The sequence below is a fragment of the Schinkia acidoalkalinis genome (genome assembly GCF_054301215.1).
This window is the reverse complement of the sequence record NZ_CP182573.1, coordinates 97178-109588: the sequence shown is the minus strand read 5'-3', so window position 1 is coordinate 109588 and position 12411 is coordinate 97178. Positions and strand designations below refer to the sequence as shown.

General features: G+C 40.0%; 12 protein-coding genes. 3 read left to right on the top strand and 9 right to left on the bottom strand.

Annotated elements, in window-relative coordinates:
* Together ACNQFZ_RS00510 and ACNQFZ_RS00505 are read left to right on the top strand one after the other, a co-directional pair.
* Complete coding sequence (locus tag ACNQFZ_RS00510) at positions 1 to 657, top strand: molybdopterin-dependent oxidoreductase (protein WP_458413415.1); 657 nt, start codon at positions 1 to 3, stop codon at positions 655 to 657.
* A gap of 83 nt (positions 658 to 740) precedes the next feature.
* Entirely contained in the window at positions 741 to 2168 is a 1428-nt protein-coding gene (locus ACNQFZ_RS00505; protein WP_458413414.1) for a Na+/H+ antiporter NhaC family protein, read from the top strand.
* Positions 2169 to 2292: 124 nt separating this feature from the next.
* On the opposite strand, the gene ACNQFZ_RS00500 is transcribed toward ACNQFZ_RS00505, so the two are convergent.
* The 4 genes from ACNQFZ_RS00500 to ACNQFZ_RS00485 all read right to left on the bottom strand — a co-directional run bounded on the left by ACNQFZ_RS00500 (position 2293) and on the right by ACNQFZ_RS00485 (position 6621).
* Complete coding sequence (locus ACNQFZ_RS00500) at positions 2293 to 3324, bottom strand: phosphotransferase family protein (protein ID WP_458413413.1); 1032 nt, start codon at positions 3322 to 3324, stop codon at positions 2293 to 2295.
* Entirely contained in the window at positions 3321 to 4223 is a 903-nt protein-coding gene (locus ACNQFZ_RS00495; RefSeq protein ID WP_458413412.1) for an NAD(P)H-dependent flavin oxidoreductase, read from the bottom strand. The genes ACNQFZ_RS00500 and ACNQFZ_RS00495 overlap by 4 nt, the downstream gene beginning before the upstream one ends.
* A 120-nt stretch (positions 4224 to 4343) precedes the next feature.
* The gene (locus ACNQFZ_RS00490) at positions 4344 to 5120 is read right to left on the bottom strand and encodes an enoyl-CoA hydratase/isomerase family protein (protein WP_458413411.1); all 777 of its coding nucleotides are present in this window, start codon (positions 5118 to 5120) and stop codon (positions 4344 to 4346) included.
* A 310-nt stretch (positions 5121 to 5430) separates the two neighbouring features.
* The gene (locus tag ACNQFZ_RS00485; RefSeq protein ID WP_458413410.1) at positions 5431 to 6621 is read right to left on the bottom strand and encodes an MFS transporter; all 1191 of its coding nucleotides are present in this window, start codon (positions 6619 to 6621) and stop codon (positions 5431 to 5433) included.
* Positions 6622 to 6811: 190 nt separating this feature from the next.
* Between ACNQFZ_RS00485 and ACNQFZ_RS00480 the strand changes: the two genes are divergently transcribed.
* Positions 6812 to 7078 (top strand): hypothetical protein, encoded by a 267-nt coding sequence (locus tag ACNQFZ_RS00480; protein ID WP_458413409.1) that lies wholly within the window; start codon positions 6812 to 6814, stop codon positions 7076 to 7078.
* Between the two features lie 54 nt (positions 7079 to 7132).
* Here the strand turns inward: ACNQFZ_RS00480 and ACNQFZ_RS00475 are convergent, their stop codons facing one another.
* Genes ACNQFZ_RS00475 through ACNQFZ_RS00455 form a run of 5 tightly spaced genes read right to left on the bottom strand, consistent with a single transcriptional unit; the run spans position 7133 to position 12399 of the window.
* A complete protein-coding gene (locus ACNQFZ_RS00475) occupies positions 7133 to 7615 on the bottom strand; it encodes a (2Fe-2S)-binding protein (protein WP_458413408.1) in 483 nt (160 codons plus the stop codon).
* Positions 7615 to 8448: an FAD binding domain-containing protein gene (locus ACNQFZ_RS00470; RefSeq protein ID WP_458413407.1), complete on the bottom strand. Its 834-nt coding sequence runs from the start codon at positions 8446 to 8448 to the stop codon at positions 7615 to 7617. Before ACNQFZ_RS00470 ends, ACNQFZ_RS00475 begins: the two co-directional genes overlap by 1 nt.
* A 16-nt stretch (positions 8449 to 8464) precedes the next feature.
* Entirely contained in the window at positions 8465 to 10780 is a 2316-nt protein-coding gene (locus ACNQFZ_RS00465; RefSeq protein ID WP_458413406.1) for a xanthine dehydrogenase family protein molybdopterin-binding subunit, read from the bottom strand.
* Complete coding sequence (locus ACNQFZ_RS00460) at positions 10749 to 11429, bottom strand: NTP transferase domain-containing protein (protein ID WP_458413405.1); 681 nt, start codon at positions 11427 to 11429, stop codon at positions 10749 to 10751. Before ACNQFZ_RS00460 ends, ACNQFZ_RS00465 begins: the two co-directional genes overlap by 32 nt.
* Position 11430: 1 nt before the next feature.
* Positions 11431 to 12399: an XdhC family protein gene (locus ACNQFZ_RS00455; RefSeq protein ID WP_458413404.1), complete on the bottom strand. Its 969-nt coding sequence runs from the start codon at positions 12397 to 12399 to the stop codon at positions 11431 to 11433.
* Between the last annotated feature and the right edge of the window lie 12 nt (positions 12400 to 12411).

Genomic DNA, 12411 nt, shown 5'->3' with positions numbered 1-12411 from the left:
ATGACAAAAACATTACCACCAGGACAATTGAAAACAGACAAATGGCCTCTTCTCCATCAAGGGGATGTGTATCAATTCAATGAAGAAACATGGCACTTTAAGCTATTTGGTGCCGTAAAAAATGAAGTAATTTTATCCTTTAAAGATGTTATGAGTCTTCCAAAAACAGTTTCAACCCTTGATATGCATTGTGTTACTACTTGGTCTAAATTTGATACTACCTTTAAAGGGATTTCCTTCCGAGAATTTTTAAATCTAGTAGAAATTGACCCAGATGTTAAGTTTGTAAAAATTTATGGATATTTAGATGGAGACTGGTTTGGATACTCTGCTAATCTCCCGTTGGATGCCCTATTAAGTGATGATTCTCTTTTTGTTTATCGTTGGAGTGACAAAAACCATGATTGGCAAGATATTTCCCCTAAACATGGCTATCCACTCCGTTATATTCCGCCTGCCTCTTTCTATTTATGGAAAGGCAGCAAATGGGTATCAGGAATTGAATTTCTAAAAGAGGACAAAGCTGGCTTTTGGGAAAATCGCGGCTACACAATGGGAGCAAATCCTTGGCAAGAGGAACGTTTTTCTGACCCTGCCAACAAACCACAAGGCTTTAAAGATCAAAAGTGGCTCCAGCCTGAAAATAACGAGGATTAAAAATCGGTGAAATTTTCTGTTTCTAACTGATGGTAATAATGCTAACAGTCCATAGACATACTAAATATATAGGGGGAATGTCTATGGATCATACCTGGTATTCTCTGTTGCCATTTTTAATCGTGATTTCGATGTCAATTTGGTTAAGGGATATTTTACCTGGTCTCGTTGTAGGCCTTCTTGTTGGGGCTATCATCGTTTCTTCTGATATAGTGACTGGAACACAGCAATCAGTTGCTTACATGATTACGACATTGTCTGATGAAACGAATATGAAAATCATTAGTTTTCTTTATTTATTTGGTGGATTAATCGGAATGATGAATATTTCCGGTGGCATAAAGGGCCTTTCAGAATGGATTGGAGCAAAAATTAAGACCGAGCGCGGCATTTTGAGTCTGATCTGGCTTACGTTGCCTTTTACATTTATGATGCCAATGTTTCGAATTATGATGATTGGTCCAATCATTAAAACACTAATCAAAAGAATGAATCTTTCCAAGCAAAAGGTCGGCATGACGATGGACATTTCGACAGAGTCTGTAATTGTTCTTTTGCCGGTAGCAACAGCTTTTGTCGGGTTTATGGTTTCACTTGTCGAAGGCAATATTAAAGGGCTTAATCTCGGAATGTCACCCTATCAAATTTTTTTATTAAGCATTCTATTTAACTTTTTTGCGATTGTCATGTTACTAATAGGAATTGGACAGACCTTTTGGCCTTCTCGAAAAAAAGGTTCTGAAAACAAAAAAATTGACTCTGATCAAATAGAAGATGAAGAGCATGAATTTCACCGCAGCTGTATTACCAAGGAACTTTCATTGGTAAAGGCACAGCCATGGCACTTAATTATACCGGTCTTTTTGCTTTTAGGTCTTTCACTACTTCTTTTATGGAAAGATGGTACAGATAAAGGGGCAAATACGATATTTGAAGCGTTTTCGATGGCCGATGCCACTTTTATGATGTTATTGGCTGTCTTCATTACGCTCATTTTTACATTTATTTTTTACATATTGCGAAAGCAACCACTGAACGAAATGATGTATCATTTTTATGATGGTGGAAATCAAATGATGCAGGCGATTAGCCTCCTTATTTTAATCTGGGCACTGACATTAGCGGCGGAGGACCTGGGGTTTTCAGAATTTGTTAGTTCTTCATTAGGTTCCTTCTTACCAGCTTCCATGGTGCCGGCAACAATCTTTTTAATTGGCTCGATTGTCGGTTATTTTATTGGATCATCCTGGGGTACATGGGGGTTGTTTATGCCTTTGGGAGTTGCCTTAGCTGTTTCCACCGATGCCTCCATTCCACTGACCGTCGGAGCTGTTTTCGCAAGCGGTGCGTTTGGTGCATTAACTTCACCATTAGGTGATACAACGATTACAACAGCTTCGATTCTAGACATGGAATTAGTAGATTATGCCCGCTTTAAATTAAAGTTATCGGCCATTGGAGGAGTAATTGCAACTGTATTATATATTTTATGTGGTTTATTTCTTGTATGAGGGCCCTGCAGATTGGTGCAGAGCCCTTCCTTCAACCTTATTCATCGCCAACATGTAAATTGTCGAAAAAAGCTGGGGTCATTTTCTGCACCTGACATGCCCTCCAATCATGTATTTCTTTTTGTTATAAAATTTCTTTTTTACGAGCCCTTAGTGATAACTCCATCAGGTTGATAACTCCTTGACCTAATTTACCAAATCGTTCATCTTTGGCCTCGCCCATTTTCCAACGATAGTAGATTTGCTGAAGGATCCCCGCAATCTTGTAAAAAGCAAATGCCAAATAATAATCAATCTTGCTGACATCCCTTCCGCTTTGCGTTGCATACATCTCGAGCAATTCCCTTCTAGAGGCAAATCCAAATTGGGATTCTTTTGAAACAGATGTAAGCCCTGTATATGGATCGCCTTCTTGTTCCCAGTAGGCAAGCATCGCACCAACATCCGTTAATGGGTCACCAAGTGTACTTAATTCCCAATCAAATAAACCTATAATTTCGCCGGGGTTACAATTAGCAAACATCATATTATTCAACTTATAGTCGCAATGGACAATCGATGCTGGTGGTGAAGTAGGAATATTGTCAATCAGCCATTTTTCAAGTTCTTCAACACCTGCAATTTCATCTGTTTTGGCATTGTTGTATCTTTTTATCCAACCATGAACCTGGCGACTTAAAAAGCCTTCTGGATAGCCCAATGTTTCAAGTCCTGCTTTTTTAAAATCAACTTCATGTAACTGTGTAAGGGTGGTAACGACAGCTTTTGAAATGAAGTAACCGGACTCTGGAATTACTTTAAATTCTTCCGGCATCGCTTCATCAATGACAATCCCATCTTTCTTTTCCATGATGTAAAAATGGCGATCCATAATATTTGGGTCCTCACAATAGAGATAAGGCTTAGGTGCAAGTGGAAAAACCGAATTTAATCTTTGCAATATTTTGAATTCCCTCTTCATATCATGAGCCTTTGGTGGTATTGGACCAAATGGTGGTCTTCTTAAAACAGCCTTCCAGTCTCCCATTCGAATAAAATAGGTCAAATTTGAATATCCAGCTGAAAATTGTTCTATCTCTAGAGGTGAATCAGGTAAGACCATTTTTTGTGTTCGGAGAAAATCTTCAATTTTTATCCAATTTAATTCTGTTATCATTTTTTCTCCTCCATGTAGCATACCCCCTCATCATATTCTGCCTGCAATTGATCAATAATTTCTTTCATTGTTTCTTGCTTTACGACCGATGTAACTCCGTGTCCTGCAGACCATATGTCCCGCCATACCTTCACATTGACTAAGTGCGAAAAGTCTATGTCGTCTTTTGATTTTAAAGATTTTGGATCAATGCCTTGTTTAAGTAGGCTTGGAATCAAAAGATTTGCATGGACTCCACTGAAGGCGTTGGTATAGATGATATCGCTGCTTGATGCTGCAATCACCATCTGTTTATATTCCTCGCCGGCACCGCTTTCCTTCGCTGGGATAAACCGGGTACCCATATATGCATAATCTGCACCCATCATTTTTGCAGCAGCAATATCTCTTCCTGTTGTCATTCCACCTGACAGGATAATCGTCCCATCATAAAAATCTTTTACAGCATTGATAAAAGCGAAAGGATTTAACATTCCTCCATGTCCGCCTGCACCTGCAGAAACAAGGATTAGCCCATCAACTCCAGACTGGGCCGCTTTTTTTGCATGCTCAATCGTTGCAACATCTGAATATACGAGACCACCATAACGGTGCACAATCTCAATCGCTTCAGTAGGTTTACCTAGCGAAGTAATAACAATGGGAGGCTGATACTTTTCAATTAATCGAAGATCATCTTCATAGCGTGTGTTAGACTGCTTATGGCAAATAAAGTTAACGGCCCAAGAAGTGTCTCCCAATTCTTTTTTGATCCGTTCCATCCATTCTGCACAAACTTCTACCGGACGGGCATTTAATAGTGGAAAAGAGCCGATGGCTCCTGATTTTCCTGCTTCGATTACCATTTTAGGAGTTGAAACTAAAAACATCGGCGCAATAATTAATGGTAATTTAGACATGTTCAATCACCATTCGTGCACCATCTACAATATAAACATCATTCATTGTTTTTCCTCCTAACAATCTTTTACTATTCATTTTCTACTTTAAAAAAGGATGATTATCCTATTTTTTACAAACTATAAGCCTTTAAAATCTGGTTTCCGCTTTTCAAAGAAAGCTTTAATACCTTCTTTATGGTCAGCACTTTGCAGCAGTACTGTCTGAATCATGTTTTCCTGCATAAAGGCTGCATCACTGTTAAGGCTTGGTACATTATTAACAAGATACTTCACATACTTGTTGGCAACCAATGGCCCATTTACGATAAATCCCGCAAATTCCCTTGCCGCTTCTACTACATCTCCCTCCACGACGCGATTAATAATTCCGTAGGATTGTGCCTCACTAGCAGTTGCTACCCTACCAGAAGAAATCCATTCTTTGGCTAGGGCAGGCGAAAGTCTTTCAGATAGTGTTTTTATTAAACCAAGATCCGGTATTAATCCTACATTTGTGAAGCTAAGGGCAAATTTAGCATCTTGACTAGCTATAATAAAATCTGATGCTAGTGCGATACTAAAGCCAGCTCCTGCTGCATAGCCATGAACAGCAGCAATCACATATTTATCAAGCTCCATTATTTTTTTGGTTAATCCAGATGCAAATTCCACCCAGCTAGCTGCTTCTGTAGCACTTGTTAGTTGTTGCATAGATTGAATATCTCCACCAGCGCAAAACCCTTTCCCTGCACCAGATAATATAATGACCTTTACATCAGGGTTTTTGGAATGTTCGTCAAGACAAGCAATGACTTGTTCAACTAACTCCTTTGAAAGTGAATTTAACTTTTCTGGACGATTCAACACGATATAACCAACTTGGTCCTTTTCATTTACTTCTACCAATTTGCTCATATGGTTTCCTCCTCTTTTCAGATTATTTTTGTGCAACAAATTAATGGTAAGGACGCACAATTAATTTACCCCAGGTTTTTCGAGTTTCTATGGGCTTCTTTCACTTTTTCAGGGAATAACAATGCCCCATTCTGAAAACCCTCCATTTGGGAGCTTCGGTACAGCAAGAACTCTTTGACCAGGATTAATTGTCCTTATTCTACCGGGTAGAAATTTAAATATCAAGTATTTTTTCGGAAAATTCAATCTATTTTATAAATAAATAAGCCAAATACCTGCTTATTCAGGAATTTGGCTGTTGTATTAAAATTCATAGTGTTTTTTTCATTACAAAGAAAAGGTAAAGAACCATCGAAATAAAAACGGAGATACTTGATGCGATATAAATACTTTGATACCCGAGAAAATGGCTGATTTGTCCAAACGCCATTGCTCCTACTCCAATACCAAAATCGAAAAAAGAGAAGAATGTAGCATTTGCCATCCCTTTCCGATCCATTGAAGTTTTATCAATAGCCATCGCCTGAAGGGCAGGTTGGATACTACCAAAGCCTAAACCATATAGTATCGCAGCTAGAAACAATATACTAGAATTAGGTAGCCAAACCAAAAGGAGCATAGCAATAAAGATTAACAGCATGCCCGGAATAATAACCGCTATATGCCCTTTCCTATCAAATAATTGTCCGGAAAACAAGCGCGTCACCAATAACCCAATAGCATACAACAAGAAGTACCATTGGATTCCAGCGATATGGTTTTCTAAAGTATACAATGGCAGGAAGGTAGCAATTCCCCCGAAAGTGACGGTTATAAAAAACAAAAGTATGGACGGCTGCAATGCTGTTTTCTCATAAAAATCAAATTTAGTAGATGTTTGACTGACTGGTTTTTGTTCAACTTTTTTGTATTTTATTTGTGATGCAATAGCAAATGCAACTAAACCGCAGCCGGCACAAATTAAGAAAAAGACATTGAACGTTAGTTTGGATGTTAATAAAAGACCCAATGAAGGTCCCATTGCCATCGCAACATTCCCTGATAAACCAAAATAGCCCATTCCCTCCCCACGTCTTTTGGGAGGTATTAAATCGGTGGCAATGGTCCCGGAGGCGGTTGTTGAAAAGCCCCAGCCAACCCCTTGAATGATACGCATAATAAATAGAAAAAGAATGCCCATTGCAAATGCGTATGACCCGACAGAAAGAACAAAAATCGATAGCCCAAGTAAATAAACAAAACCCCTGCCCTTTGATTCGAGAGCATGGCCAGCAAAGGGCCGAAGCAGCAAGGCTGAGAACGTAAAGATCCCCACAACATACCCGATTAATTGATCATTTCCCCCTAAATGCTCCACAAAAAGTGGGATTGTCGGTAATGTCATCTGAAATCCCAAAAACACAAAAAAGTTGGCAACTAGAATAAAAACAAAATCTCGTGTCCATATTTTCCCTACTGCTTTCCCTTCTTGATGACCGGATTTACGTTGTAGTTCCTCCATATATTTGTAATCTTCCTCTCCAAACGAATGCAACTATAAAATCAACTAATTCCTTAAATATTATAGACATATCTAGAATAGATGTACAATTTCTTTACCTGTACTCTTTCTAATAATGGGCTATAATCTACACCCATTTGTATTTGCCTACATACATTAAATTGTACCAATTCAAGGAGGAGATTATAATATGGAAAGAGAGTATATTGAAGATTACGTAGATTACGCAGATTTAGAAAGACTTGGCTTCCAAATGAGCCCTATGGGGTACGGTCCTGGAATCGGCTATCCTGGGTATGGCGGCTATCACTATGGACATGGCGGATACTATCCAGGCTACGGATATCACCATGGCCATGGCGGATATTACCCTGGCTATGGATATCACCATGGACACGGTGGCTATTATCCTGGCTATGGATGGCATCATGGGCAAGGCGGTTATTATCCGAGATAAAACTGAACAAGTATAGATGGTAAGAACCCCTGTCAATGCGACGACAGGGGTTTTTTAATTTACTTCCTTTCTACATTCAATTACTGACCGAACAGCCGCCTCGATTTCCTCATAGCAGGTGCAGCGACAAATATTAGAGGAAAGCCATTCTTTCATGATCTCATAGGTAGGTTCGGGATGATTCAGCAAAAGTGCGTGGCAATTCATAATAAATCCTGAGGTGCAATAGCCGCATTGAAAAGCAAAGTGGTCAATAAATGCTTGTTGGATTGGAGTATTCTTAAGACCTTCAATGGTTATAATTTTTTCATCAATCGCCTCAATGGCAAGCATAATACATGACTTATATACATTCCCATTTATGATGACAGAACAGGCACCACAGTCACCGTTTAGACAACCAGGTTTGGGTCCTGTTAAGGAGAGCTCCCTCCGAAGAACTTGAAGGAGTGTCTCCGTGGGTCGAATTTCGACTTGGTGAATTTCACCATTTATATTTAGAGAGACACTTAGCTTATTAGAGTGCGGCTGTGCCACTATCTCCCCTCCATTTCTAAAAAGATTTCCTCCAATGTATTCCTAAGGACAAATAATCGATATTCCTTTGAACCCTCAACATCATCGAGGATAGGCCCCGGAATAAACCCTAGAGATTTATTGATTCTTTCTTCAAAAGCCATGTTGGAGGCATTTAATACATTCTCCATGGTTTTGGAGCGAAACGGAAATGGGCAAAGGCCGCTAAAAGCAAAGCGGTATTGATGATCCACTTTAATAGAAGCAACTGTTAGTAGTGGATATCCCGTCTCCCATTGCTGACGTTTTTTGATGCTCATAAATGGTAGATTTACATATTTCTGCTCAGTGAGGAGTTGAAGAAGGAGCTGCCCTTCTTCAAGCTGAAAGGATTGCTCAAAAACCTCCGCAATCGGAACGGCTTGAATGTCATCCCTTCCCGCGATAATAACCGTACTATCGCAGAGGAGAAAAGGCAAAACTGCTTCTCGATAAAAAATTTGTCCACATAAATTTCCGCCAAGCGTGATTTTATTTCTGGCCGTATGGTCTGCAATTCCAATCGACGTTTGCGTTAAAAGCGGAAATAGATTTTTTTCCTCAATATACGTAAGCGGTAGCGCAGTGCCAAGGATTAAAAAACCATTATGAAACTCGTATGCAAAAGCTTCTTTTATACCTTTAATGTCTATTAGCGCTCTCGTTTCAATTAGATCTACGCGACGCAATGTTATGATCTCCGTTCCCCCAGAATAATAAAGGGGGCTTTTGTTTTCACCCTGTAAAGCAATAAATAATTCTACTGCCTCTTTGATGGTTTCCGGTTTATAGTATTCTATGTTAGCTGACGGCATTTTCTCACCTCTTCCATCATCCGCCTTCTTTCAACTTCCATAACAATTCAGGTATAATCGGCAAGTTGTTTATATTGACTGATAATGCAGTGGTAAGGGCATTTCCAAGGGCTGCTGGCATCCCGAGTAAACCATGCTCTCCGATTCCTCTTGCTCCATATGGACCATCAATATGAGGAATTTCCACAAAAGCTACTTCATATTTTGGATGCTCGCCGAAACGGATTGGGCGATAGGTCCGTAACTGCGGATTTAAAACCCTGCCTACTGCATCAAAGTAAAAAGTCTCCCTTCCAGCAAATGATAAGCCCATGCTCATCGCACCCTTGACTTGCCCAACCGCTGTCTTTTCATTCAACACCTTGCCGATATCAAACACGGAGACTGCCTTCCTAATTTTATATCTATATTCCCTCAAATCCAGTTCAATCTCTACCCCTTGCGCACCGACTGTCCATTCAGGTCCCGGTTTTCCAGCTCCGGTTTCTTTGTCTAAAAAAGTAATCCCCCTTAAAATGTAGTTGCCTCTGCCGATAATTTGACCGCCGATTGAATTGCCATTTGGGTACCTATAGCCATAAGCAATATCCTTAATCGGAATATATTTGTTTGGGTCTTCTTTTATAAAAACTTTCCCATAGCCGACTTCTAAATCATCCTCGCGTGCACGCAAAACACAGGCAGCAATATTTTTCAACTGCCGAATCACATCATCCGCTGCCGCCAGCACTGCTCTTCCAGCCATTAATACGGCCCGACTGGCGACTGTTTTCCAATGTTCCGGCGTATTTAACGTATCAACTGTCATTTGTACATGGATATCCTTAATTTCCATTTTTAGTTTTTCAGCTAAAATTTGGGCAAGCACCGTTTTCGTCCCCGTCCCAATCTCAACAACACCAGACATGAGATTGATACTGCCATCCTCGTTATAGATTAAAATAACACCTGATGTGGCATCAGGGTCTATCGTTGAAGTCTTCCATACACAAGCAACTCCTTTAGCCCTTACGCGGTTATTTCCAAGGTCAAAGACTTGCCCATCCTCCCAATTCATTAATTCTTTTAATTTGCTAATACAGCTTGGTAGATCACCAACTGTATTAGAATTTAAAACAAATTGAGTAGGCGTAGAATGACCTGGCAAAATGGAGTTTTTATAACGAAATTCAAGTGGGTCCATACCAAGTTTGTTGGCAAGTACGTCCATTGCCCTTTCAAAGGCAAAAAGCACTTCTGAATGGCTAAAGCCGCGAAAAGGTGCCGGATATGGGTGATTCGTATACATACAAAACGAATCGCAGCAAATGTTCTCAATATTATAGGGACCCGTACAGTCTACCGCCCCGGCCCGGCTTAAATCAATTGATTTATCAGAATAGGCGCCGCCATCCCATAAATAAATAATATCGGCAAGCTTAAGCATGCCCTCTCTCGTACAGCCAAGTTTGATCGTAGCCTCAATACCGACATGCCCAGGGGAGGTTAGCATATCTTCTTCACGAGTATTTATGATTTTCACTACTCTTCCGTTCACTGCTTTTGAAGCAACATAGGCTAATAACTCCAGCTGTGTAGAGGCTTTGCCGCCGAAAGCCCCGCCAACTAAGGGCGTTATGACTCTAATATTTCCTGGTTTTAAATCAAAATATTGAGCTATTAATCTCTTAATCATAAAAGGTGCTTGCGTTGAGGTTGTAATTTCAACCATACCATCTGGGTAAATTTGGGCAATGGAACTTCTTGTTTCCATGGCGGCATGATCTGATGGGTTGAAAGCAAATTTTTCTTCTATAAATACTTCACTTTCGCTCCAGCCTTTTTCTCGATTCCCTTTTCTAATTTTTGTCCAAGTTGCAATATTTGTACCTGGTACAGGATAAACTTCATGAATTCTTTCATAGTCTCCAAGCCTGGGATGTAAGAGCGGGGCATCAGCCTTTATCGCTTCAGATGGAGAATTAACAACTGGAAGTAGTTCGTATTGGACCTTTATCGCCTCAACCCCGCGTCTTGCAATTGCGGTTGTATCGGCAACAACGATGGCGACAACTTCCCCATGGAAGCGAACCCGGTCAGTCGCTACAATGGGCCGGTCCCTCATTTCCTCTCCTGTAAGCGGCAGATTTTCCCCTCTTATAACAGCTCGAACCCCAGGGATATTTTCAGCTTCTGTAATGTCAACATGCCTAATTGCGGCATGGGCATAAGGGCTAATTAATAGACGTGCATGTAGCATATCTTTTGTCTCGTAATCAGCTGTATATTTTGCAAATCCTGTCACTTTCTCCTCGGAATCTTTACGGGGTACTCCTTTCCCAATAATATTCAAGTGGTTTCCCCCCTTTCTGTCTTAAAAGAAACTTATAGTCTTCCGGTGTATCAATATCGTAAAAAAGCATTTCATCTTCATAATGAATGATTTTTCCTTGCAAATGAGGATGTTCTACGAGCAATTTTTTGGCACCTTCATCTCCTCTTAACCGTTTTATAAGCGAAAAAAACCGTTTTCCAATCAGGATTGGCGGTCTTATTATCTCTTGAAAACTAGATGCAACATAATCGACTTTTTCTTTGGCAAATATGTCAATCAGTTGATTCAACATATTTTTATGAATAAAGGGTTGGTCTGCTAAAAGGACAATGACACCATCGGGGTTCATGGCCTGTGTCGCTGTGATGCCGAAATTTAGAGAATAGGAAAGCCCTTTTTTTGAATCAGGGCATTGAACAACCGTAATTTTGTTTGAAAAATTGGAGAGGCGTCCTATTATAGTTTGTGTGGTATCTTTTGGTGCATCATTCGTCATGTCATCATTGATTACTACGATGATACAATCAAGATTTGACTGTACTGCAGCTTGCAGTGGGTAAATTCCCAACAGATCATTACCAAAAGGCATGAGCAATTTATTTCTGCCCATTCTTGAACTTTTACCAGCGGCTAGATAAATGCCGATAATATTTTGCTTATTTGTCATTCTACCTCCCACCAGGCTGTCGATATTCTTTTAGAATTTCGGCCATGATGCTAACAGCAATTTCTTCAGGACCTTGGGCACCAATTGAAAGGCCGATTGGAGAAAATACATTCTTTTGTTTATGCTCACCGCTTAAAAGGCAGCTGGTTCTATCTTTTGACCCTAAAATACCAATATAACGAATATCAAGGTCATGTAAGAAAGCGAAAAATTCCTGGTCCTTGGCAAAGCTATGGCTCATAATGACGACAAAATCATTTTTTGAAATTTCTAGTGAATGGATAATTTGATGAGGAGATCCGATGATATATTGATTGGCCGTTGGAAATTGGGTTTCATTACAGAGAGCAGGTCTCCAGTCGCAAAGTCTAACAATAAACCCAAGACGGGAAGCTAATGACACCAATGGTTTCGCATCCCTACCTGCACCGAAAATGATTAGTACAGGCGGTGGAGTAAACAAAGCATTGTACGTAAATCCTTCATTCGTGCGTTGAAGAGCATAAGCCTTCAGGTTATTTTTGTTAAAGCTATGAACAATGTCAAAGGAATAGTTTATGAATGTGAAATCGTCAGTAAATTCTTTTTTATGAACAACAGGATTTCCCTTTTCTAAAGCCGTTTTAACGGAAAGTAAATCATTTTTTAATTTTTCCGTTACCGGTTCAACCAATACTCTTACTACACCATTACAGCCCATCCCTTGCCCCCATCCTAGATCATCGATGCTACGCAAGTCATACACGAGGGTCTGGGGGCGCTGGGAATCATAAATTTCTTTACATCGTAACAAAAGATCTTCCTCTAAACATCCAGGCGAAATCATACCAACTGTATGGCCGTTTTCTTCAATCAGCATAGTAGTGCCTTCTCGTAGGTAGGCTGACCCGTCAATTTCAATAATCGTAGCTAATATGCACCTGCTAGTGGCACCTTGTACGGCCTCTAAGATTTTCATAAAGGTTTGCATCGTTTTATCAAC